Source organism: Aeromonas sp. PS2Canimalfood6 (assembly GCF_048276795.1).
In the GTDB taxonomy this organism is placed as follows: domain Bacteria; phylum Pseudomonadota; class Gammaproteobacteria; order Enterobacterales; family Aeromonadaceae; genus Aeromonas; species Aeromonas caviae.
This window is the reverse complement of sequence record NZ_JBLUXC010000025.1, coordinates 12,048-34,604: the sequence shown is the minus strand read 5'-3', so window position 1 is coordinate 34,604 and position 22,557 is coordinate 12,048. Positions and strand designations below refer to the sequence as shown.

Genomic DNA, 22,557 nt, shown 5'->3' with positions numbered 1-22,557 from the left:
AGAATAAAAAGAATGGATGAGTTGAAGATCCTGGCCGTGGATACCGCCACCGAAGCCTGCTCCGCAGCCCTCATGGTGGGCGATACCCTCTTTTCCCGCTGGGAAGAGGCGCCCCGTGACCATACCCGCAAGATCCTGCCCATGGTTCAGGCTCTGTTGGATGAAGCCGGTCTATCGTTGGATGAGCTCGACGCCATCGCCTTCGGTCGTGGGCCTGGCTCCTTCACCGGGGTACGGATCGGGATCAGCGTGGCCCAGGGGCTCGCCTTTGGTGCCGGCGTGCCGATGATCGGTGTCTCCACCCTGGCGGCCATGGCCCAGGGGGCCCATAAGCTGGAAGGGGCCGAGCAGGTGCTTGCCGCCATCGATGCGCGCATGGACGAGGTCTATTTCGGCCACTACGCCTTGGTGGACGGGGTGATGACGCTGGTGGGCGAGGAGGTGGTGAGCGAGCCAGCCGCACTGGTGCAGGCCCGTGACAAGCTGACTGGCGCGGTGAGCTGCGTTGGCACCGGTTTTGAAACCTATGGCGAGACTCTGGACGGCCTGGCAGATGTGCTGACCCCAAGCCAGGTGCGTTTCCCGGCGGCCGCCGACATGCTGCCTCTGGCACGCCAGGCCTGGCTTGCGGGTGAGGCGGTGCCGGTAGAGCAGGCCACCCCTGTCTATCTGCGTGACAAGGTGACCTGGAAGAAACTGCCGGGTCGCGAATAGGCGGCAACAGCTGCCCCGGGCTGCTTTATCGGACGATGAAGGAGAGACGAATGAGAAAATCCGTGATCATGCTGGGATTGGTGGGGCTGCTGCTGGGCGGTTGCAGCACGGTGCCCAAAGAGCTTGCCTATGAGCCTGCGGATCAGCTAGTGGCCTATCAACCCGCCCTGCAGGGGATGGAAAGCAAGCCGGCCCGCTGGAGCGGTGTCATCTCGGCGGTCCACAACAAGGCGGATCAGAGTGTCATCGAGGTGGTCTATCTGCCCCTCAAGTCCAACGGGGTGCCGGAGCAGACCGAGCAGAGCCCAGGTCGTTTTCTCGCCATCATGCAGGGGTTTGTCGACCCGACCCTCTATGCCAAGGGTCGCAGCCTGACGGTGCTCGGCACCCTCGACAAGCCGGTGGACAGCCAGATTGGCGAGCACAAGTATCGCTTCTCGGTACTCAAGGTGACGGGGAGCAAGCTGTGGCCACCGGTGAAGGAGGTGGAGATCCGCTACATGGATCCCTACTTTTACGATCCTTTCTATGATCCCTTCTGGCCCAGACGGCCCCTGCGCCGCTGAGGAGCCCGGATGACGGCGACATTGCAGGAGCGCAGGCTGCGCCTGGCGGACGGGCGGCACATCGCCCTGCTGGACAATGGTCAGGAGGGCAGACCGCTGCTGGTGGCCCTCCATGGCTGGCTCGACAACGGTGCCAGCTTTTTGCCTCTGGCCCCCTGGCTGGGAGCGTTTCATCTGGTCTGCGTCGATCTGCCGGGCCATGGTCACTCCGATCACAAGTCGACTCCCTATGTCTTCGTGGACTGGCTGGATGATCTCTACCAGATCACCCAGGCCGCGGGCTGGCAGCGTTTCATCCTGCTTGGTCACTCCCTAGGGGCGCTGATTGCCTCTGCCTATGCCGGCGTTTTTCCCGAACAAATCGAGCGGCTCATTCTGCTGGAGGGGCTCGGCCCCTTGAGCCAGCCCGACGAGGAGGTACCGGGGCAGCTGCGCCGCGCCATCCTCAACCGCACTCGTACCCGTGAGCGTGCAACCAGTGGATTTGCCACCCTCGAGGAGGCGGTGGCTGCCCGCTGCAAGGTGGCAGACATCCCCCCGAGTGCGGCACGCCTTATCTGCGAGCGACAACTGGAGGCGCGGACAGGGCGCTGGTATTGGCGCAGTGATCCCCGTCTTCGCGATCTCTCGCCCCTGCGCATGAGCGAGGGGCAGGCCCAGGCCCTGATCCGGGCCATCGTCTGTCCGGTGCTCTTTATCCGGGGAGAGCAGGGCTTCCCCGGGCTCCTGGCACAGTGGCAGTTGCGGGAGGCGGCCTTTGGCCACATTGAACGGGTGACAGTGGCAGGAGGCCATCATTTTCATATGGAAAATTCATCAGAAACCGCCGTTTATATCGAAAACTTCGCTCAAATCCGGTAGGATCGGCGGCTTTGAATCATGTCAGGTTTGCTTTCTCCCTCACATTTCCCGTTGTTAATTCACTGTTAATTGATGTTGCCTTATGTAAATATGTGCGGCATTAGAGCATGAACTTAAAACAATTGATTGAAATGGATGTGACAGGGACGGAGGCAACACAGTGAGCGCACAGGTGCGAGTTATGCAGGAGAAGTTCGTGGAAAGAGTCTGGCTGAAGCGTTATCCAGAAGGGGTGCCCGCCGAGATCAATCCAGACCAATACGGCTCTCTGGTCGAGATGTTTGAAGAGTCGGTGAACCAGTTCGCCGATCAGCCCGCCTTCGTCAACATGGGGCAGACCATTACCTACCGCCGGCTGGAGGAGCAGTCCCGAGCCTTCGCCGCCTACCTGCAAAACGAGCTCAAGCTCGGCAAGGGGGACAGGGTGGCCGTGATGATGCCTAACCTGCTGCAATACCCCATCGCGGTATTCGGCATCCTGCGGGCCGGCATGACGGTGGTGAACGTCAACCCCCTCTATACCCCGCGCGAGCTGGAGCATCAGTTGAAAGACTCCGGCGCCAAGGCCATCGTCATCGTCTCCAACTTTGCCCACACCCTGGAAAAAGTGGTGTATGACACCCCGGTCAAGCATGTGATCCTGACCCGGATGGGAGACAACCTGGGGCTGGCCAAGGGGACCCTGGTCAACTTCGTGGTCAAATACGTCAAGAAGCTGGTGCCCAAGTACAACCTGCCCCATGCCAGCACCATGCGCCAGGCCCTCGCCAAGGGGCGCTACCTGCAGTACATCAAACCCGAGATCAGCAACCAGGACATCGCCTTCCTGCAATACACCGGCGGGACCACCGGCCTCTCCAAGGGGGCCATGCTGACTCATCGCAACATGATCGCCAACGTCGAGCAGTGCCTCGGTGTCTATGGCCCCGTGCTGGAGCGCGGCAAGGAGTTTGTGGTCACGGCGCTGCCGCTCTATCACGTCTTCGCCCTGACGGTGAACTGCCTGCTGTTCATGCGTCTGGGGGGCTACAACCTGCTCATCAGCAACCCCCGCGACATCCCGGGTTTTGTCAAAGAGATCAAGAAGTATCCTTTCACCTGCATCACCGGAGTGAACACCCTGTTCAACGCCCTGGTCAACAACGACGAGTTCAAGGGCATGGATTTTGCCAAGCTCAAGCTCACCATCGGTGGCGGCATGGCGGTGCAACGGGCGGTGGCCGAGCAGTGGAAGGGGCTGACCGGCACCCCGCTGCTGGAGGGCTATGGCCTGACCGAGTGCTCGCCGCTGGTGAGCGTCTGCCCCTATGACCTGGTGGATTACAACGGCTCCATCGGCCTGCCGGTCTGCTCCACCGAGATCCGTCTGGTGGATGACGAGGGGAACCAGGTCACCGAACGGGGCGCCCCCGGCGAGATGCAGGTGCGCGGTCCTCAGGTGATGACCGGCTACTGGCAGCGCCCGGAGGCGACCGCAGAGGTGATGCAGGATGGCTGGCTCTGCACCGGCGACATCGCGGTATGCGACGAGCAGGGTTTCTTCAAGATCGTCGATCGCAAGAAGGACATGATCCTGGTCTCCGGCTTCAACGTCTACCCGAACGAGATAGAAGACGTGGTTGCCCTGCATCCCAAGGTGCTGGAGGTGGCCGCCGTCGGCGTACCCAACCCGGTGTCCGGCGAGCAGGTGAAGATCTTCGTGGTCAAGAAAGATGCAAAGCTGGCGGAAGAGGAGATAATTGCCCACTGCCGCAAACATCTGACTGCCTATAAGGTGCCGAAACTGGTAGAATTTCGCGACGAACTTCCCAAGACCAACGTGGGCAAGATCCTGCGCCGCGTGCTGCGCGACGAGGAGATTGCCAAGCAGTAACCGGCATGCACTGCTTTGCAGTCCAGCGCTGTCGTTATGCAAAACCGTGGGACATCCACGGTTTTTTCTTTCTGGATCCGACCAACGTGCAGGCAACGATGCAATATCAACTCATTTCACAGCAAGCCGAACTGGATCAGTATCTCGCTTCTCTGGCCGACGTTCCCCTGGCCATCGATACCGAATTCGTTCGCACCCGTACCTACTATCCCCAGCTCGGTCTGTTCCAGATCTACGATGGCAAGCAGCTTGCCCTGCTCGATCCCCTGACCCTGGATCTCTCCGGTTTGTGGCAGCGTCTCGGTCGGGCCGGACAGATTGCCATCCTGCACGCCTCCGGTGAGGATCTGGAACTCATCCAGCATCAGGCGGGTCACCTGCCCAACCAGATGCACGATACCCAGCTGGCGGCAGCCTTCCTGGGCCATGGCGTGTCGGTGGGGTTTGGCGCCCTGGTCAACGAATTCCTCGGGGTCGAGCTTGAGAAGGATCAGGCCCGTACCGACTGGCTGGCGCGCCCCCTTACCCCTCGTCAGCTGGAATATGCCGCGGCGGATGTCTTCTACCTCATGCCCCTCTACGAGAAGGTGATGGCCAGACTGCGCGAGAGCGGCAAGTTCCCCTGGTTCGAGCAGGAGTGCCAGAACCACTCCGCCCGCAAGACCCAGGGCAGCGATCCCCGTCAGGCCTACCTCGAGATCGTCAACGCCTGGCAACTGGGTCGCCGCGAGCTGGCCATCCTGCGCGAGCTGGCCGCCTGGCGCCAGCAGGAAGCAGTACGCCGGGATCTCGCCCTCAACTTCGTGGTCAAAGAGCTGCACCTGTTCAAGGTGGCGGAGCGTCGTCCCGCTTCGCTTCGGGATCTCAACGAGCTGGGCCTCTCGCCCATCGAGATCAAGATCCACGGCAAGCGTATGCTGGACATCGTCGCCGCCGCCCAGCAGAGCGACCCTGCTAGCTGGCCCGATCCCATCCGCCGTCTGGTGGACTTCCCCCAGTACAAGGCCGAGCTCAAGCGCATCAAGGCCATGGTGGAGGAGAAGGCCAAGGCCAGCAACATTCCGCCGGAGCTGGTGGCGAGCAAGAAGATCATCCACCAGTACTTCACCTGGAGCTGGCGCATGAGTGCCGAGGAGCGGGCCAGGGCGGACAAGCCCATGCTGCTGCAAGGGTGGCGTCATGAGCTGGTAGGCCACCTGCTGGCACAGTGACGAGTACGCAGTACGAGAAGGGGAGTCCATGACTCCCTTTTTTCATGCCTGTGCGGCTGCCCCCGGGGTTGCCGGGATCGTCGCGCCAGGGGGTTGGTCATGTTGGGAAGCGAGAAGGGGTGGAGGAGGGAAATGGCGGGCACAAAGGGTGCCCCCATCAGAGTTCGTGAGCGTGGAATCCCTTGCGGTAGCGGGCTTCGCAGCGCGGGCAGCGTTGCAGAGTCGGATCCTGTTCCAGCTGTTCAGGGAGCAGCGGCTCCTCACAATCGGAGCAGAAGCCATAGAGCCCCAGATCCATCTGGCAGAGCGCGGCGTCGAGCCGCTTGAGGCGCGCCACACTCTGCGCCACCTTGGGCAGATCGAGACGACTGGTCAGATCCACCAGTTGATCCCGCTCGCAATTCTCCACCTTCTGTGCCCAGTCGTCTTGTCGACAGGCCTTGAGCTGACCCATCAGCTCTTCTCTTGTTTGCGCCCAGTCGGTCAGAAGGCGCTCATGCCATTCGGCCAACCGGGCTTGCGTCACTTCACACACAGCAGCCCCCAAAAACGAGTGATAAAACTCGGCCAGTATAGGGAAACCCGCGGTTTATCAAGATGACATGAATCAAGTTAACCGTGCTTTGACGGGTTTTTCCGGCAGGTGCTGCGGCTTGCCGGTGATGACGTAGAGCACTCCCGCCACCAGACAGACGACACCCACCAGGGTACTCATGGGGGGCATGATCCCGCGCAGCATAAAGGCGTAAAAGAGCCCCGCCAGAGTCTCGAACACGATGAGCGGCCCGACCAGCACGGTCGGCAGGCGCTGGCTCGCTTCGTTCCAGCACAGGGTGCCGAGCCAGGAGCAGAGGAGCCCCACTGCCCCCATCAGCAGCACGAAGCGCAGGGGCGTCGGCCCGAAGGGCAGGGGAAAGTCCGGTGCGCTAAGGGCAAGATGGCCGAGGCTGCCGAGATAGGCAATGAGCGCCACCGGCAGGGTCACCAGCCCCTGGGCGGTGGCCCAGACGGCCGGACTGCGGCCCGGGTGCTCGCGCAGCCAACGGGCGTTGCGCAGGGGATACCAGGTCCAGCACAGCACGGCGCCCACCGCCAGGGCGAGCCCAAGCAGTTGTTCGGTGCGCGCCTCGGTGTGCCAGGTGAGCTCGGCGCTGTTGACCAGACAGAGGCCGGCCCCCATCAGCACCAGGGACGGGTAGAGCCGGGTGCGGGAGAGGCGACCGTCCCGTGCGCCATAGAGGCGGTTGGCGGCCAGGGCCGTCACCACCGGCAGGGTGCCGATAAACATGGCCGCCAGGGGCGAGCCGATGCGCAAGATGGCCCCCGACAGGCAGAAGTAGTAGAGGAGGTTCCCCACCAGAGTGAGGGCGAGGGCCTCTCGCCAGTCGCTGGCCGAGAGGGCCGCCAAGTGTTTGCGGGCCTGCCAGGCGAGCGGCAGTACGATGAGGCCGAAGGCGAGGTAGCGGCCGCTCGCGAGCAGGGCGGGGGGATAGCCGTCCACCAAGAGGGGGGCGACGAAGATGAGCCCCCACATCAGGCCGGCCAGCAGGGCAAACAGGACTCCGATCAACATGTTTCATATCCGGTAAAGAAGAAGGAGGCCAGCCTAGCAGGGGGGAAGGGGGGCGTATTGAACCAGATTGCGCTTTAGCGGCCAGCCTGCACCTGTTTCTGGTAGCGGACCGGGGTGGTGCCATAGCGGCGCAGGAAGGCACGGTTGAGGTGGGACTGATCGGCCAGACCACAGGCGGCGGCCACCTCGGCCGCGGGCAGGCCGGCAGCCAGCCACCCCTTGGCGCGCTGCAGGCGGATGGCCATCAACATCTGCTGGGGGGTGACGTGAAAGCGGGCCTTGAAGCTGCGCTGGAAGTGGTAGGGGCTGAGGTTCACCGAACCGGCCAGCTCGGCCAGGGTAATGGGGCGGGCGAAACAGGCCTGCATATAGTCGATGGCGCGGCCCAGAGGGTGGGCCGCTTCGCGCGGGGCCGCCAGGGCCCGGGCATGGGGGCGCAGGGTCTCGCACACCCTCAGCAGCAGGCCGTCGGCGGCGAGCTCGCTGTCACAGTGCCAGAGGGCATCCAGGGCCGCCTGCAGGACGGGGGCAGTGCGCGGATCGCTTCGCACGGCATCGGTGAAATACCAGTCGCGCTCGCCGCTGATGGCCTCGAGCCGATCGGCGGGCAGGTAGAGCATGCGATAGCGCCACCCTTGCTCGCAGGCTGACTCGCCCGTGTGCAGCTCATCGGGGTTCATCAGCACCAGGCTGCCGGGACCGGCCAGGAGCTGGCTGCCGCGATAGCGAAAGCGCTCGGCACCACACTCGATGACACCGAGGCCAAACCCCTCGTGACTATGGGGATCGAAGATGTGGTGCTGGATGTGGGCGCGATAGAGCTCGGTCGCAGGCTGCCCCGGCAGGGCGCGAAAATCGGCCCTGTCGTGCTGATGGGTAAAGTTGACCGGCACTCCTTGCATCCTGACCTCCTGTCACCGTGTCGATATCATAAGCCGCCGCGTGGCGGCGGCCAAGACTAGGCCCGGGCGGCGCACTCGCGCTCGAGGGCGGCGCGGATCTCCTCTGCGGTCTTGATGGTGCGGATGCGGCGAAACAGCTCGTCGGCCTGGGGGTATTCCCGCACTATGTAGGAGAACCACTGCTTGATGCGACTCGGGTAGTAGTCGGCCTTGTCGCTCGCCAGATCCTGCTCGGTGTAGGTCACTATCAATTGCAGTACCTCGGCCCAGCTCATGTGGGCACACCCCGTCTTCATCACGTTGGCCAGGTTGGGCAGGGAGATGGCGCCCCGGCCCACCATGAGGGCATCGCAACCGGACACCCGGGCACAGGTCAGGGCATCGGCATGGTTCCAGATCTCGCCGTTGGCGGTGACGGGGATGGGCAGGGCGCGGCGAATTGCGTCCACGTACTCCCAGTGGGCCGGCGCCTTGTAGCCTTCGCGCTTGGTGCGGGCATGCACCGCCAGCTCGTTGGCGCCCCCCTGATAGACGGCCTGGGCGTTGTCCAGATAGAGATCCTTGTCATCGTATCCCAGGCGGATCTTGGCGCTCACCGGCAGGTGGGCAGGCACGGCCTCCCGCACCGCCTTGACGATGCGATAGACGGTCTCGGGTTCTTTGAGCAGCACGGCGCCCCCCTTGCTCTTGTTGACCGTGGGGGCAGGGCAGCCGAAGTTGAGATCGACCCCGGGAGAGCCGAGCTCGATGGCCCGGATGGCATTTTCTGCCAGCCACTCCGGATGTTGTCCCAGCAGTTGCACCCGTACCGGGGTCCCTGCACGGGTCTTGCCATCCTGTTTCAGCTCGGGGCAGAGGCGATGGAAGACCTTGGCGGGCAGCAGTTGATCGACCACCCGGATGAATTCACTGACGCAGAGGTCGTAATCATTGACGGAGGTGAGGACCTCCCTCATCAGGTGATCCAGCACCCCCTGCATGGGGGCCAAAATAACGCGCATAGCTGCTTCCGAAGACAAGGGGAGAAAAAAGAGCGCAGATTGTAGTGGCAATGGCCGGGATTGTCAGCCGTCTGCCCACTCGATGGCCCCCATCGACGGCCGCAGACTGGGCCAGGCTGTCAGCTTCCGGGCCAACTCTGTTAGGCTAAAGGCAGAGATACATGCAGAGGAGTACCCATGAAACGCTGGTGTCTGATGGCCCTGGGCTGGCTTGCCTTCGCCACCGGGATAGTCGGGATAGTCCTGCCCCTGTTGCCGACCACCCCCTTCATGTTGCTGGCGGCGGCGCTGTTTGCGCGCTCCTCCCCCCGCTTTCATGGCTGGTTGCTGGCGCATCCCTGGTTTGGCCCCCCCATCCTCGATTGGCAGCAGTATCGCGGCATTCGCCGTCACGCCAGACGCCGCGCCATCATCTTCATCCTGATCTCGTTTTCGGTATCGCTGCTGGTGGTGCCATTGCCCTGGGTGAGATGGCTGCTGGTTGTCATAATGGTGATCCTGCTCACCTGGTTGATGCGTCTGCCGGTGCTGGAGCCGGTTGCAATGAAGAAGTGAAATCCCTAAGCTATCGCGGCAATAATGCTATGGAGTCGGCTCGTCATTTTTGCGTGACGGGCCTTTTTATTGCCCCCAGGCGGAGACCCCGTGCGCCGCCATGGCAGGGCTCAAAAAATAAGCGGTCAAATAATGAATCCGGAAACCCTGAAGTTTATCGAAGCGAGCATCAAGACCATTCCCGACTATCCGAAGCCGGGCATTCTGTTTCGCGACATCACCAGCCTGATCGAGAATGCCGAGGCCTTCAAGGCCACCATCGATCTGCTGGCCGATCATTACCGTGATCAAGGCATCACCAAGATTGTCGGCACCGAGGCCCGTGGCTTCATCTTCGGCGCCCCGGTTGCCTACGCCATGGGGCTGGGGTTCGTGCCGGTGCGCAAGCCGGGCAAGCTGCCCCGCGCCGTCATCGAGGAGTCCTACGCCCTGGAGTACGGCACCGACACCCTGCAACTGCACACCGATGCCATCGTGCCCGGTGACAAGGTGCTGGTGGTGGACGATCTGCTGGCCACCGGCGGCACCGTCGATGCCACCGTCAAGCTCATCCGCCGCGCCGGCGGTGAGGTAGCGGATGCCGCCTTCATCATCTCCCTGCCGTCCCTGGGCGGTGATGCCCGCCTGACCGCCGCCGGCGTCAAGGTGGTCTCTCTGGTGGAACTCGCGGGGGCGTAAATCGCCCCTTCGCGCGGCAGGCCTCGTCACCCTGCTTTCTGCCGCAAACCGGTGCCTGAACGGGCACCGGTTTGAAATTCAAGCGATCCCTCCCAAGGCGGCGCATCCCCCATACAGCCAGCCCTCCATTTGTGTTAGCATCCAGCCTCAATGCCTCGTTTCCCAGCATCGAGATCTATGAGCTATCAGGTTTTGGCGCGCAAATGGCGCCCCCATACGTTTGAACAAGTGGTCGGCCAGCAACATGTGCTGACGGCCCTGACCAATGCCCTGGATCAGGGACGGCTTCACCATGCCTACCTGCTGAGCGGGACCCGCGGGGTGGGCAAGACCACCATCGCCCGCATTCTGGCCAAGAGTCTCAACTGCGAGCAGGGGATCAGCAGCCATCCGTGCGGTGTGTGCGATACCTGCCGCGAGATCGATCAGGGCAATTTCGTCGATCTGCTGGAAATCGATGCGGCGTCCCGCACCAAGGTGGAAGACACCCGCGAACTGCTCGACAACGTGCAGTACCGTCCGGCCCGTGGTCGTTTCAAGGTGTACCTCATCGATGAAGTGCACATGCTGTCGCGCCACAGCTTCAATGCGCTGCTCAAAACCCTGGAAGAGCCGCCCCCCTATGTGAAATTCCTGCTGGCCACCACGGATCCGCAGAAGCTCCCCATCACCATCCTCTCGCGCTGCCTGCAGTTTCATCTGAAGAGTCTGGATCAGACCCAGATTGCCAGGCAGCTCGAATGGGTGCTGGATCAGGAGGGACAACCCTTCGAGCCTCGCGCCCTGCTGGCCCTGGCCAAGGCGGCCGACGGCAGCATGCGCGATGCCCTGAGCCTCACCGATCAGGCGCTGGCCCACGGCAACGGCAGCGTGCGCCTGGAGAGCGTGCTCACCATGCTGGGGACCCTCGATCATCACCACCTGCACCAGTTGCTGGAGGCAGTGCTGCGCCAGGATGCACCCGCCACCATGGCCAAGATCACCGAGATAGCGACCCTGGGCCCCGACTTTGATCAGCTCCATGCCGAGCTGGAAGCCTTGCTCCACCGGGTGGCCATGGCGCAACTGCTCCCTGCGAGCGTGCAGGAGCAGGGGGCGGATGCCGATGCCTTGCTGCAGCTCGCCGGAGCCATGAGCCCGGAAGAGGTGCAGCTCTGCTATCAAATCGTGCTGGGGGGGCGCAAGGATCTGCCCTGGGCCCCTGACGGGCGCACCGCACTGGAGATGACCTGTCTGCGGATGCTGGCCTTCTCTCCCCGGCGCGAGGTGGTCCATCCCGCCAACCTGGCGGCCCAACCTCTCATGACAGGGCACTCCGGCGTGATGGCGGCAGCGAGGGAAAGCGCGCCGCTCCTGCCGGGAAAGCCCCAGGGGGCTGAGCCGGCCCCGGCTGCCAGCGCAGCACCACAGGCTCCCGCCGCGCCAGCATCGGTCCTTGCGGCCGAGCACGTCGCCCCCGCACCCAAGGCGGAGGAGGGCGCAGTGCTGGATCCGCTCTTTGCCGAGCAGGATGAGCTGCTGCGCGAGGCCGAACGGATGGGCTATGAGGCCGCGGTGCCCGCCAGTCCGCCTGCAGAGCCAGCCTCTGCGCCGTTGGCGGCGGATGACGCCGGGCAGATGCAGCAGGTTGAGGTCCAAGGGGAAGACGTCACTATCTCTTCGACCTCCAGCATGCAGAGCCTGCTTGGCAAGCGCAATTTGCTGCGAAGCCGCCTGCGTGGCGAGCAGAGTGCAAACGCCGCGCCTGCCCGGGTCACTCCCGTCAAACCGGTGGCCGCGACCAAACCGGCCCCGATGCCTGCCGTCGCGACTTCGCCCCAGGCCGAGGTGCAACCAGCGGCGCGGCCCGAGATGCCGGGGCAGGGATCTGCCATGCAAACGGGGTATGACGACCTGCCCCCTCTGGATGCCTATGAAGAGGGGGCCAGTGACTACGAAGAGTATCTGAGTCAGGGGTTTGACGAGGGGTTTGCCAGTGCCCCGTTGCCCACGCGGGCAGTGACTTCCGCCCAGCCAGCTCCCGCCACCATGGATCCTCCTTCGCAGGAGGATCTGCCGCCCTGGGATCTGGGCGCTGACGTCGGCAGCGCGGATGCGGCGGCACCTGCTGTTGCCGCTATGGTGCCTGCCGCGCCTCCAGTGGCCGCGAGCGAGCCTCAGCCCGCCATTGCATTGATGGAGACCATCGACTGGGATGCCCTGGAGAGCGACGCCCAGCCCGAGGAGGAGGGAGAGGTCGCCCGTCTGATCCCCTCGTCCTTGCTGGTCAATTGCGGGGACGCCTGGGCCGAGCTCATCGCCCGCACCGGGGTGGGGGGTCGGCTGCGTCAACTGGCCATCAACGCGGTGATGACCCGGGAAGGCAATCGGGTCTCCCTGCTGCTCAAACCCGAGCAGCGCCATCTGGTGAGCGACAAGGCCCGCGCCGATCTGGCCGAGATCATCAGTCCCGAGCTGGGCGGCCCGGTTCACATCGATGTGACCCTGGGCTCGGATCCCGCGCGGGAGACGCCGCTCGAGATAGAGCACCGTCTCTATCTCGGGGTGCGTGAACAGGTGAGCCGGGATCTGGCGGCGGATCCCAACGTACAATTCTTGCTGCAGCGTTTCGGCGCCGTGCTCCATCCCGAGAGCATCGAACCCCTGAGTCGCTGAATTGCGGTGAAAAAACCGTGCCGGGGTTTGTCCCCGGTTGAAAAGACCTTTGGCTGCCCCCATTTAGGGCAGATGAACCCACAGCCCGGCGCTGGATGCCGGATTTCAAGACGAGAGACGATCTATGTTTGGTAAAGGTGGAATGGGTAACCTGATGAAACAGGCCCAACAGATGCAAGAGCGCATGCAGAAGATGCAAGAGCAGCTGGCCCAGATGGAAGTGGTCGGCGAGGCGGGCGCAGGCATGGTCAAGGTGACCATGGCCGGCAGCCACAGCGTGCGTCGTATCGAGATCGATCCCAGCCTGATGGAAGATGACAAGGAGATGCTGGAAGATCTGGTCGCCGCCGCCGTCAATGACGCCGTGCGCCGCGTGGAAGAGCAGAACAAGGCCAAGATGGGCGAGCTGACCGGCGGCATGCAACTGCCCCCGGGCTTCAAGATGCCCTTCTGAGGATACTGCCCGTATCCGTTTCCCCTCCTCTGGGAAGGGGAAAAATGAAAAGGCCAGAGCCAAGCTCTGGCCTTTTGCATGTCAGCACACCCGGGAACGGCCATGCACAGATCATGGCGGGGGCGGCGTACTTGCCTGCCCCAGGGGGGAGAAGCCCTCGACCAGATGATCGATGAGGGCGCGGATGGCAGGCAGCAGACCGCGGCGTGAGGGGAAGACCGCGTGGATCACCTCCTGGCGCGGTGCCCAATCGGGGAGCAGACGCACCAGCCGGCCATCGGCCAGGGGCTCATTCATCATCATGGTGGGCAGTTGCACGACCCCGAGCCCGTCGATCGCCCCCTGACGCAATGTCTGCATGTCGGTGGTGGCAAAGCGGGGGCTGTGGTGCTGTTTGACTCGGGCCCCATCGGGGCCCAGCAGGGTCCAGTGATGGCCTTCCAGGCTGGCGCCATGACCGAGGCTCGGCCATGACAGCAGATCTGCGGGGGCCCGGGGCATGCCGAGTGACGCGACAAGGGCCGGGCTTGCCACCAGACACTGGGTTGCATAACCCAGCACCCGCATGGCGAGATCGCTGTCCTCCAGGGGCAGTGGCCGCACCCTGAGCGCCATGTCCAACCCCTCCGCGACCAGATCCACCGCCCGGTTGACCCCGACGAGCTGCACCTTGACGCTGGGATGGGCCAGGGCGAAAGAGACCAGCATCCTCCCGACGTGGGCGTGGAGCAGATCGATGGGGCAGGCGATGCGCACCAGACCGCAAGGCTCGCTCTGGGTCGCGGCGATGAGATCCTGCGCCGCATCGGCTTCCACCAGCATGGCCCGGCAACGGGTGTAATAAGCCTGCCCGAGTTCGGTGACGGTGAAGCTGCGGGTGGAACGCTGGATAAGACGCACCCCGAGTCGTTCCTCCAGCATGGCGATGCGGCGGCTGAGCCTGGATTTGGGCATGCCGAGGGCCCTGCCGGCCTGGGCAAAGCCCCCGTGATCCACCACCTGGACATAGAAATAGAGGTCGTTGAGATCCTGTTGCATGGGGTTATCGTTCACAAAATAGGACGCTGATGGCCAATTTTACGTCTACCGGACGCAGCGTTCCAGACTCACAATGCGAGCAACGACACATCCCGTGACGATCACCCAGGAGAGCATCATGAAAAGAGTCATCGGTATTTACAGCGCCCCTCGACAACACTGGGTCGGCGACGGATTCCCGGTTCGCTCGCTGTTCTCGTATCAGACCCATGGCCGCGCCTTGAGCCCTTTCCTGATGCTGGACAGGGCTGGCCCGGCACATTTCGAGCCCGCCGATCATGCCAGGGGCGTGGGGGAACACCCGCACCGTGGTTTTGAGACGGTCACCATCGTCTATGAAGGGGAGGTCGCCCATCGCGACTCGACCGGCCAGGGGGGGATCATCGGTCCGGGAGACGTGCAGTGGATGACGGCCGCCGCCGGCATCATGCACGACGAGTTCCACTCCCAGGGGTTCACCCGTCGTGGTGGCACCCTCGACATGGTGCAGCTGTGGGTCAACCTGCCCGCCAAACACAAGATGTCGACGCCCGGTTATCAGGGCATCACCAGCGACAGCATCCCGCAACTGAGCCTCAAGGAGGGCGATGTGCGGGTGCGCATCATCGCCGGGAACGATGCCGGGTTGCAACAAGGCGAGGTAGAGGGGCCAGCCCGAACCTTCTCGCCCATGAACATCTGGGATCTGCGGCTCAAGGGCGGGGCCAGCGTGGTGCTGCCGGCGGTAGCGGGATGGAACAGCGCCTTGGTGGTGCTCAAGGGCTCTCTCATTATCAACGGTCAGGAGCGCGCGGGCGAAGCACAACTGGTGCTGCTCGATCCCAACGGGGAGGAGTTCATGCTGGAGGCGGAGGGCGAGGCCAGCTTGTTGCTGCTGAGTGGCGAGCCCATCGATGAACCCATCGTGGGTTATGGCCCCTTTGTCATGAACAGCGAGGCAGAGATCCATCAGGCGATAGATGATTTCAACAGCGGCCGGTTCGCCGTCATCGCCCCCTGAGACAATCCCGATAAAAACAAAGCGCCTGATGGCGCTTTGTTTTTTTATGGGCCCTGGTCAACCGAGCCAGCCGAGGGCCAGCGCCAGCCTGCCGCACAAGGCGGCCAGCAGGATGCCAAGCAGGGTGCGCAGCAGCCAGATCACCACCAGCTGTCCCACGCTCACCGGGATCCGGGTGGCCAGGATGCAGGGGATGGAGGCAGAGAAGAAGAGCACCGAGCTGACCGAAACCACGGCCGCGACATAGCGCACCAGCAGGTCGGCATCCTTGAGCAGGATGGCGGGCAGGAACATCTCGGCCAGACCGGCCGAGAGGGCCTTGGCGGTGGCGAGCGGCTCGCCGAGATCCAGCAGCCAGGTCAGTGGCCAGAGCAGCCAGCCCAGCAGATCGAACAGGGGGGTGTGCTTTGCCAGCAGCAGGCCCAGCAGACCGACGGACAGTATGGTGGGCACCACGGCAGCGGCCATGTGAAGACCGTCCCTGAGGTTGTCCTTCAATTGCCGCAGCAGGGGATCGGCCTGGTGGGACTGGGTCAGGCCGCAGGTGAGGGCCGCCTGCCAGCGGCTCATGCCATCCGGTAGCGGCTCGTCGGTCTCCCCATGGTGAGCCAGACGGCTGATGGGAGGAACGCGCGCCAGGATGGCGGTGATGACGAAAGTGATCACCAGGGTGGACCAGAAGTAGAAGTTCCAGTGTCCCATCAGGTTGAGGGTCTTGGCCACGATGATCATGAAGGCGGCCGAGACGGTGGAGAAGCCGGTGGCGATGATGACGGCTTCTCGCACCGTGTACTTGCCCGCGAGGAAGACTCGGTTGGTGATGAGCAGGCCCACCGAGTAGCTGCCGACGAAAGAGGCGACGGCATCGATGGCGGAGTGACCCGGCGTGCGCCACAGGGGGCGCATCACGGGTTGCATCAGCACCCCGATGAATTCCAGCAGGCCGAAACCGAGCAGGAAGGTCAGGGCCATGGCGCCGATAGGCACGATGAGACCCACAGACATGGCCAGTTTATCGAACAGGAAGGGGAGGCGATCCGGGGTCATCAACCAGGCAGGGCCCCAGTCTGTGACATACAAAATGGCCAGGGCCAGCCCGAGCAGCTTGAACAGGCTCAATACCCTGTCGATGGGACGGGCGCGCCAGCGGCCATCCAGCAAGGGGGTGATGGCGCCATAGGCGATGAGCAAGAGAATGAGGGTCAGGGCAAGGGGGCGCTGGGCAATCAGAAAGCCGGCCAGGTGATCCACCACTATGGTGCTGCGCCCGCCAAGCTCGAAGGGCACGAAAAAGATGGCGATGCCAAGCAGGCTGGCCAGCAGCAGCTTGATGCCGGCCCCTGATCCTGCCGGTGCAGTGAGCGTGTGTTCAGGTTCCATTTTCTCTCCTTGTGGTCCGCATGGTTCAATTCCGTTGAGGGGATGATTTGTATATACAATATCGTCCGGCGCTCAAAATGGAAACACCAAAGTCACCAAAATGCAACATGTGAATCGGTGTGGATGCAGATGACCCCAATGTTGAAAAGCGTGATCTTGGGGGGAAGAGGGGCCGGGATGGCGAGTGGGTGGTGAGACATCAAGAGGTAAAACAGGGAGGTAAGCGACCAGCGCCAGGAAAAACATGAGCGGCTATTTACCCTTTTTGGCCATATTCATTCATGAGCCTATATTCATGACTATTTATGAATAAATCATAAACCCTTTGTTCATTTGACTACTTTTCGACTATCCCATTGCAGAGTAAGATGCCTCTTCAATAAAAATAAGAATTAGGAGTTCGGGTGTGAAGGCATTAGAGAAAGAAAGGATATCGCCCTATATCAGCCAGTTATACGAGTGCGGTATTAATGATTCTGACATTAAGCTCGTCGTGGACCAATTTCGCGCCGACGTTTCCTGTAGTTCATCCCTGTTTTTATTGCGGGATGATGACAAGAGCGACGGAATAAAGCTTTTTTCCAGCGGTCTGACCGAGGCCCAGCAGCAGTTTTACCTGCAACATCATCGCCAGGATGTGTGGTTCAACCATTACTTGGATAAAGGGTGCAAGGGGATTGTCAGCGCCAACAGCATTTCAAGCTCGGTGGGCCTGCTGGCAAGTTTCGGCGCCCAATTCGCCGCCGGCGGCGTCTGCCAGGTGAAAGGGCGTGGGCTGAGCAGCCTGTGCAGTTACCGTGGTGCAGCGCAAGATGATTTCAGTAGTCGCGACCTCACCTCGCTCTCTGAAATCTATTCCGGACTGGCGGCCTGGAGCCACCATTATTGGAACTTGCTGGCCCTGGAAACCCAGAACTATCAGTTGCAACAGCTGGTGAAAAACCATAATAAGCCCAGCGCCATCATAGACGACAAGGGGCATATTCATTATTCCAATGTGGCCTTCAACCGTATCGCCGATGAAAATGTGGAATTGCGGGCCATCAATGGCATTTTATCTTTGCAGAATAAGGAGCAGCAACGCCAGCTCAAGGAGATCCTCAATGGCTTTGCCTATTTGCTGCCCGGCGCCAGCGCCTATATGTCCATTCCCCGTCAGCCTAACCTGCGCCCGCTGCTGGTCCAATGCACCCTGATGAGCGGACTCAGCCGCTTTGAACGCTATGTGGAAGTGGTGCTGCGTGACCCCGAGCACGCCTTCAACCCCGACATCGAAGCGCTGGCCAGCCTCTATCCCCTCACCATCGGCGAGAAGGAGCTGCTGGTACTGATGAGCAAGGGTTACAGCAGCAACGACATCGCGGAGCTGCGCGGTGTCAAGGTGGAAACCGTGCGCTCCACCCTGAAAGGGGTGTTCAAGAAGACCGACTGCCACAGCCAGAACGAGCTCTTGCTCTTGCTGCAATCCATCTCCTGATCCATGCGGACTATGCTTGGAGTGAGCCGGACATAGTGCCCGGCTCTTGCCTCCCCTCGGGAGGCTCGTTGGGGGAAAGCGTCATGGAATCACTCAAGGCAAAGGACTACATGCAGACCAAGCCCATCACCTTCAGCGCAGAGATGATGGTACAGGCGGCGGTGGAAAAATTTCTCAACAGTCATCAGTTGGGCGGCCCCGTAGTGGACAGCCAGGGACATCTGATTGGCTGGGTCTCCGAGCAGGATTGCATCGCCGTCATGTTGAAAGAGGCTTACCACTGTGAACAGGTGGCCCAGGTCAGGGATGTGATGCGCAAGGAGGTGCTGGCAGTCGGCCCCGACACCAGCATCCTGGATCTGGCGGAGATGATGATGGGTCAAAAGCCCAAGATCTATCCTGTGGTGGAGGAGGGGCGCCTGCTCGGGGTCATCAACCGCCACAATGTGATGCAGGCCATCCACGCCCAGCTTGGCACCTGTTTCGTGCATCAGGCCAGAGTCTGAACGGTGTTGTCTGGTTGTTTTCAAAGAGCAGGCTCCGGCCTGCTCTTTTCATCCGTGACGGTCATGACGCCTCCGGCTTGATGTGCTGGCGCGGCGCTTTAAGGCTTGCACCGCCCAGCCTCGCTCTTTAGGATCTCCTCCAGCTATCGATATGGCCCTTGATGGGCACTCTTTTAAGGAATTCGTACCTTGTCTCTCTCTATCGAGGCGCTGCGCCGCCGTCTTACCGCCTGCATGAATCTCGACGCCCGCCGTCTCTCCAGTCGACTGCACGGGGTCAAGAAGCTGCCGGAAGCCAAGCAGGCTGCCGTGCTCGAGACCATCGCCGCTGACCTGGATGTGGCACAGGCGCGCTACCAGTCCCGTCTGGCGGGCGTGCCCAAGGTCACCTATCCGGACAATCTGCCAGTCAGCCAGAAGCAGGGGGAGATCGCCAAAGCCATTGAAGAGCATCAAGTGGTGATCATCGCCGGCGAAACCGGTTCGGGCAAAACCACCCAGATCCCCAAGATCTGTCTGGCGCTCGGGCGTGGGGTCAAGGGCTTCATCGGCCACACCCAGCCGCGCCGTCTGGCGGCCCGTACCGTCGCAGCCCGCATCGCCGAGGAGATGGAGTCCGAGCTTGGCCACTACGTGGGTTACAAGGTGCGCTTTACCGATCAGGTGAGCGAGCATACCCACATCAAGCTGATGACCGACGGTATCCTGCTGGCGGAGATCCAGAACGACCGGATGCTCACCCAGTACGACACCATCATCATCGATGAGGCCCACGAGCGCAGCCTCAACATCGACTTCATTCTGGGCTATCTCAAACAGCTGCTGCCCAAGCGCCCCGATCTCAAGGTGATCATCACCTCGGCCACTATCGACCCGCAGCGCTTCTCCCGTCATTTCAACAAGGCGCCGGTGATCGAGGTCTCTGGCCGCACTTATCCGGTGGAGGTGCGCTACCGCCCGCTCGTCAGTGATAAAAGCGAAGGGCTGGAGGAGCGCGACGAACTGCAGGGGATCTTCGATGCGGTGGAAGAGCTGGCCCGCGAAGGGCTGGGGGACATCCTCATCTTCATGAACGGCGAGCGGGAGATCCGCGATACCGCCGATGCCCTGCGCAAGCTCAATCTGCGCGACACCGAGGTGCTGCCGCTCTACGCCCGCCTCTCCAACGCCGAGCAGAACAAGGTATTCCAGCAACATGCCGGACGGCGTATCGTGCTTGCTACCAACGTGGCGGAGACCTCGCTGACGGTGCCGGGCATTCGCTACGTCATCGATCCGGGCACCGCCCGCATCAGCCGCTATTCCTGGCGCACCAAGGTGCAGCGCCTGCCCATCGAGCCGGTCTCCCAGGCCAGCGCCAACCAGCGTAAAGGGCGTTGCGGTCGGGTGGCGGACGGTATCTGTATCCGTCTCTACTCGGAGGAGGATTTCAATAGCCGCCCCGCCTTTACCGACCCCGAGATCCTGCGCACCAACCTGGCATCGGTCATCCTGCAGATGCTGGCGCTCGGCCTTGGCAATATGGAGGCGTTCCCCTTCGTCGAGCCACCCGAGTCGCGCCATATCAAGGACGGTCTGACCCTCTTGAAAGAGCTGGAGGCGGTGCGCGAGCTGCCCGCCACCGGCGATCGCGAAGCCAAACTGCAGCTGACCGAGATCGGTCGCCAGCTCTCGCGCATTCCCCTTGATCCGCGTCTGGCGAAGATGGTGATCAGTGCGGCGCAGACCGGCTGCCTGAGTGAGGTGATGGTGATCACCGCCGCCCTCAGCATTCAGGATCCCCGCGAGCGGCCCATGGAGAAAAAGCAGGCCGCCGACGAGCAGCACAGACGCTTTGAAGACAAGGATTCCGACTTCCTCGCTTTTGTTAACCTCTGGAACTATCTGAAAGAGCAGCAGGATGCCCTTGGCAGCAACCCGTTTCGCCGCATGTGCCAGAAGGAGTTTCTCTCCTACCTGCGGGTGCGCGAGTGGCAGGACATTCACTTCCAGCTGCGTCAGACGGTCAAGGAGCTGGGTTTTAAAGCCAATCAGGAACCGGCAGATTTCAAGACGGTGCACTGCGCCCTGCTGACCGGCCTCTTGAGCCATATCGGCAACAAGGATCTGGAGAAGCCCGAGTTCCTCGGCGCCCGCAATGGCCGTTTCCACCTCTTCCCGGCCTCGGGTCTGTTCAAGAAACCGCCCAAGTGGGTGATGGCCGCAGAATTGGTGGAGACCTCGCGCCTCTACGCCCGCATCAACGCCAAGATTGAACCGGAGTGGGTGGAGCCGCTGGCAGGTCACCTCATCAAGCTGCACCACAGCGACCCTCACTGGTCGAAGAAAAACGGCGCCGTGATGGCCAAGGAGAAGGTGACCCTCTATGGTCTGACTTTGGTCAACGAGCGCACCATCAACTTCAGCCGCATCGATCCGGCCCTGTGCCGCGAGCTCTTCATCCGCCGCGCGCTGGTGGAGGGGGATTTCGAGACCCGTCACCGTTTCTTCAGCGATAACCGCAAGCTCCTGGCCGAGGTAGAGGCGCTGGAGCACAAGTCGCGGCGTCGCGACATCCTGGTGGATGACGAGGACTTGTTCCGCTTCTACGATGCCCGTTTGCCGGAGGAGGTGATATCAAGCCGTCACTTCGACAAGTGGTGGAAGGAGGCGCAAAAGCAGGACGCCGAGCTGCTCAACTTCGAAAAAGAGATGTTGATGAAGGGGGACGCGGCCCACATCAGCGATCTCGACTACCCCAACTTCTGGCAGCAGGGGCGTCTCAAGCTCAAGCTAACCTATCAGTTCGAGCCGGGGGAGGCCGCCGATGGCGTGACCCTGCATATCCCGCTGCCGCTCCTGAATCAGGTGGAGGTGAAGGGGTTCGAGTGGTTGATCCCGGGGCTTCGTCACGAGCTGTTGGTCGCCCTCATCAAGTCGATGCCAAAACCGATGCGCAAGAACTTCGTGCCGGCCCCCAATTATGCCGATGCGCTGCTCGCCAGCATCAACCCTGAACAGGGGCCGCTCTTGGACGAGATGGAGCGCCAGCTGCGCCGCATGACCGGTGTGACCGTGCCCCGTGAATCCTGGGACTGGGCTGCGGTGCCCGATCACCTGAAACTCACCTTCCGGGTGGTGGACGACAAACACAAGAAGGTGGCGGAAGGCAAGGATCTGGAGGCCTTGAAAGAGTCCCTGCGTGGCAAGGTGCAGGAGACCCTGTCACAAGTGGCGGACGATGACATCGAGCAGTCTGGCCTCACCCTGTGGAGCTTTGGCGAGTTGCCCCAGGAGTACAGTCAGAAGCGGGGCGGTTTCGAGGTGAAAGCCTATCCGGCCCTGGTGGATCAGAAGGATTCGGTCGCCATCCAGCTGGTGGAAAGTCCTGTGGTGCAGCAGCAGCTGATGTGGGCTGGCCAGCGTCGGCTGGTGCTGCTCAACGTGCCATCTCCCATCAAGTACCTGCAGGAAAAGCTGCCCAACAAGGCCAAGCTCGGGCTCTATTTCAACCCGTTTGGCAAGGTGGCCGAGCTTATCGATGACTGCATCGCCTGCGGCTGTGACAAGCTGATTGAGCAGCACGGCGGCATGGCCTGGGACGAGGCCGGTTTCGAGGCGCTCAAGGAGTTTGTCCGCGCCGAGCTCAACGATGCGGTGGTGGAGGTGGCCAAGCAGGTGGAAGGCGTGCTGACGCTATCCCACGAGATCAAGAAGCGGCTCAAGGGCAAGATGCAGCTCGACACCGCCTTTGCCATGTCCGACATCCAGCAGCAGCTCGGCAACCTAATCCACAAGGGCTTTGTCACCGAGACCGGCTGGCAGCGGCTGCCTGACTTGCTGCGCTACCTGCGGGCCATCGAGCGTCGTCTCGAGAAGCTCGCCATCGATCCCAACCGGGATCGGGTCTACATGCTCAAGGTGCACAGCGTGGAGTCGGAGTACAAGGCGCTGCTGGCCAAGATCCCCAAATCCCAGCTTATTCCCACCGAGGTGGCCAATATTCGCTGGATGATCGAGGAGCTGCGAGTCTCCTTCTTCGCCCAGCAACTGGGGACGCCATACCCCATCTCGGATAAACGGGTGCAGAGCGCCATTGCCCAGTGCTAAGCTGCTATCTATCTGTTTTCTGAG

The 22,557-nt window shown here is 62.1% G+C and carries 19 protein-coding genes; 13 read left to right on the top strand and 6 right to left on the bottom strand.

All coding sequences use genetic code 11. The annotated features are described in order from the left end of the window. Positions 1–12: 12 nt before the first annotated feature. The 5 genes from tsaB to rnd all read left to right on the top strand — a co-directional run bounded on the left by tsaB (position 13) and on the right by rnd (position 5,225). Positions 13–714 (top strand): tRNA (adenosine(37)-N6)-threonylcarbamoyltransferase complex dimerization subunit type 1 TsaB, encoded by a 702-nt coding sequence (tsaB, locus tag ACNPAA_RS11925; RefSeq protein WP_201871478.1) that lies wholly within the window; start codon positions 13–15, stop codon positions 712–714. 50 nt (positions 715–764) lie between these two features. Beyond that, positions 765–1,280, top strand: a complete 516-nt coding sequence (locus tag ACNPAA_RS11920) for a Slp family lipoprotein (RefSeq protein ID WP_113978450.1) — start codon at positions 765–767, stop codon at positions 1,278–1,280. Positions 1,281–1,289: 9 nt separating this feature from the next. Next, positions 1,290–2,141, top strand: coding sequence for an alpha/beta fold hydrolase (locus tag ACNPAA_RS11915; RefSeq protein WP_042863844.1), 852 nt, complete (start codon positions 1,290–1,292; stop codon positions 2,139–2,141). Positions 2,142–2,337: 196 nt separating this feature from the next. Beyond that, the gene (gene fadD, locus ACNPAA_RS11910; RefSeq protein ID WP_010674700.1) at positions 2,338–4,014 is read left to right on the top strand and encodes a long-chain-fatty-acid--CoA ligase FadD; all 1,677 of its coding nucleotides are present in this window, start codon (positions 2,338–2,340) and stop codon (positions 4,012–4,014) included. Between the two features lie 98 nt (positions 4,015–4,112). Further along, positions 4,113–5,225 carry a ribonuclease D gene (gene rnd, locus ACNPAA_RS11905; protein ID WP_039039174.1) on the top strand — a complete coding sequence of 371 codons (1,113 nt, stop codon included), beginning with the start codon at positions 4,113–4,115 and terminating at the stop codon, positions 5,223–5,225. Between the two features lie 157 nt (positions 5,226–5,382). Here rnd and ACNPAA_RS11900 read toward each other — a convergent pair whose 3' ends face one another. The 4 genes from ACNPAA_RS11900 to dusC form a co-directional block, all read right to left on the bottom strand. Continuing rightward, the gene (locus ACNPAA_RS11900; protein ID WP_113978448.1) at positions 5,383–5,751 is read right to left on the bottom strand and encodes a TraR/DksA family transcriptional regulator; all 369 of its coding nucleotides are present in this window, start codon (positions 5,749–5,751) and stop codon (positions 5,383–5,385) included. Between the two features lie 81 nt (positions 5,752–5,832). Next, positions 5,833–6,798, bottom strand: a complete 966-nt coding sequence (locus ACNPAA_RS11895) for a DMT family transporter (protein ID WP_010674703.1) — start codon at positions 6,796–6,798, stop codon at positions 5,833–5,835. A 74-nt stretch (positions 6,799–6,872) separates the two neighbouring features. After that, complete coding sequence (locus ACNPAA_RS11890; protein ID WP_010674704.1) at positions 6,873–7,700, bottom strand: AraC family transcriptional regulator; 828 nt, start codon at positions 7,698–7,700, stop codon at positions 6,873–6,875. Positions 7,701–7,756: 56 nt separating this feature from the next. Continuing rightward, positions 7,757–8,701: a tRNA dihydrouridine(16) synthase DusC gene (dusC, locus tag ACNPAA_RS11885; RefSeq protein WP_417891786.1), complete on the bottom strand. Its 945-nt coding sequence runs from the start codon at positions 8,699–8,701 to the stop codon at positions 7,757–7,759. Between the two features lie 177 nt (positions 8,702–8,878). On the opposite strand from dusC, the gene ACNPAA_RS11880 reads away from it, so the two are divergent. The 4 genes from ACNPAA_RS11880 (at position 8,879) to ACNPAA_RS11865 (ending at position 13,043) form a co-directional block, all read left to right on the top strand. Further along, a complete protein-coding gene (locus tag ACNPAA_RS11880) occupies positions 8,879–9,256 on the top strand; it encodes a YbaN family protein (RefSeq protein ID WP_039039141.1) in 378 nt (125 codons plus the stop codon). Between the two features lie 132 nt (positions 9,257–9,388). Further along, complete coding sequence (gene apt, locus ACNPAA_RS11875) at positions 9,389–9,934, top strand: adenine phosphoribosyltransferase (protein WP_010674707.1); 546 nt, start codon at positions 9,389–9,391, stop codon at positions 9,932–9,934. Positions 9,935–10,111: 177 nt separating this feature from the next. After that, on the top strand, positions 10,112–12,589 hold the full coding sequence (dnaX, locus tag ACNPAA_RS11870) for a DNA polymerase III subunit gamma/tau (RefSeq protein WP_417891785.1): 2,478 nt from the start codon (positions 10,112–10,114) through the stop codon (positions 12,587–12,589). Between the two features lie 124 nt (positions 12,590–12,713). Beyond that, positions 12,714–13,043, top strand: coding sequence for a YbaB/EbfC family nucleoid-associated protein (locus ACNPAA_RS11865; protein ID WP_005301028.1), 330 nt, complete (start codon positions 12,714–12,716; stop codon positions 13,041–13,043). 111 nt (positions 13,044–13,154) lie between these two features. Here the strand turns inward: ACNPAA_RS11865 and ACNPAA_RS11860 are convergent, their stop codons facing one another. Beyond that, entirely contained in the window at positions 13,155–14,081 is a 927-nt protein-coding gene (locus tag ACNPAA_RS11860) for a LysR family transcriptional regulator (protein WP_010674710.1), read from the bottom strand. Between the two features lie 118 nt (positions 14,082–14,199). Here ACNPAA_RS11860 and ACNPAA_RS11855 point away from each other — a divergent pair, with 118 nt between their 5' ends. After that, positions 14,200–15,081, top strand: coding sequence for a pirin family protein (locus tag ACNPAA_RS11855; protein WP_113978438.1), 882 nt, complete (start codon positions 14,200–14,202; stop codon positions 15,079–15,081). Between the two features lie 57 nt (positions 15,082–15,138). Here the strand turns inward: ACNPAA_RS11855 and ACNPAA_RS11850 are convergent, their stop codons facing one another. Then, complete coding sequence (locus tag ACNPAA_RS11850; RefSeq protein WP_043152684.1) at positions 15,139–16,461, bottom strand: YjiH family protein; 1,323 nt, start codon at positions 16,459–16,461, stop codon at positions 15,139–15,141. 406 nt (positions 16,462–16,867) lie between these two features. On the opposite strand from ACNPAA_RS11850, the gene ACNPAA_RS11845 reads away from it, so the two are divergent. From ACNPAA_RS11845 to hrpA, 3 genes are all read left to right on the top strand, one after another. Beyond that, on the top strand, positions 16,868–17,938 hold the full coding sequence (locus ACNPAA_RS11845) for a helix-turn-helix transcriptional regulator (protein WP_113978437.1): 1,071 nt from the start codon (positions 16,868–16,870) through the stop codon (positions 17,936–17,938). Positions 17,939–18,021: 83 nt separating this feature from the next. Next, on the top strand, positions 18,022–18,444 hold the full coding sequence (locus tag ACNPAA_RS11840; protein ID WP_010674714.1) for a CBS domain-containing protein: 423 nt from the start codon (positions 18,022–18,024) through the stop codon (positions 18,442–18,444). A 189-nt stretch (positions 18,445–18,633) separates the two neighbouring features. Further along, a complete protein-coding gene (gene hrpA / locus ACNPAA_RS11835; protein WP_113978435.1) occupies positions 18,634–22,533 on the top strand; it encodes an ATP-dependent RNA helicase HrpA in 3,900 nt (1,299 codons plus the stop codon). Positions 22,534–22,557 lie beyond the last annotated feature (24 nt).

Excerpts from the sequence above, each read along its gene's own strand:
- ACNPAA_RS11855 (WP_113978438.1), top strand. The coding sequence starts at position 14,200 with ATGAAAAGAGTCATCGGTATTTACAGCGCCCCTCGACAACACTGGGTC.
- ACNPAA_RS11920 (WP_113978450.1), top strand. The coding sequence starts at position 765 with ATGAGAAAATCCGTGATCATGCTGGGATTGGTGGGGCTGCTGCTGGGC.
- ACNPAA_RS11840 (WP_010674714.1), top strand. The coding sequence starts at position 18,022 with ATGGAATCACTCAAGGCAAAGGACTACATGCAGACCAAGCCCATCACC.
- dusC (WP_417891786.1), bottom strand. The coding sequence starts at position 8,701 with ATGCGCGTTATTTTGGCCCCCATGCAGGGGGTGCTGGATCACCTGATG.
- ACNPAA_RS11850 (WP_043152684.1), bottom strand. The coding sequence starts at position 16,461 with ATGGAACCTGAACACACGCTCACTGCACCGGCAGGATCAGGGGCCGGC.
- apt (WP_010674707.1), top strand. The coding sequence starts at position 9,389 with ATGAATCCGGAAACCCTGAAGTTTATCGAAGCGAGCATCAAGACCATT.
- ACNPAA_RS11915 (WP_042863844.1), top strand. The coding sequence starts at position 1,290 with ATGACGGCGACATTGCAGGAGCGCAGGCTGCGCCTGGCGGACGGGCGG.
- ACNPAA_RS11895 (WP_010674703.1), bottom strand. The coding sequence starts at position 6,798 with ATGTTGATCGGAGTCCTGTTTGCCCTGCTGGCCGGCCTGATGTGGGGG.
- ACNPAA_RS11890 (WP_010674704.1), bottom strand. The coding sequence starts at position 7,700 with ATGCAAGGAGTGCCGGTCAACTTTACCCATCAGCACGACAGGGCCGAT.
- tsaB (WP_201871478.1), top strand. The coding sequence starts at position 13 with ATGGATGAGTTGAAGATCCTGGCCGTGGATACCGCCACCGAAGCCTGC.
- ACNPAA_RS11860 (WP_010674710.1), bottom strand. The coding sequence starts at position 14,081 with ATGCAACAGGATCTCAACGACCTCTATTTCTATGTCCAGGTGGTGGAT.
- dnaX (WP_417891785.1), top strand. The coding sequence starts at position 10,112 with ATGAGCTATCAGGTTTTGGCGCGCAAATGGCGCCCCCATACGTTTGAA.
- ACNPAA_RS11880 (WP_039039141.1), top strand. The coding sequence starts at position 8,879 with ATGAAACGCTGGTGTCTGATGGCCCTGGGCTGGCTTGCCTTCGCCACC.
- ACNPAA_RS11865 (WP_005301028.1), top strand. The coding sequence starts at position 12,714 with ATGTTTGGTAAAGGTGGAATGGGTAACCTGATGAAACAGGCCCAACAG.
- rnd (WP_039039174.1), top strand. The coding sequence starts at position 4,113 with ATGCAATATCAACTCATTTCACAGCAAGCCGAACTGGATCAGTATCTC.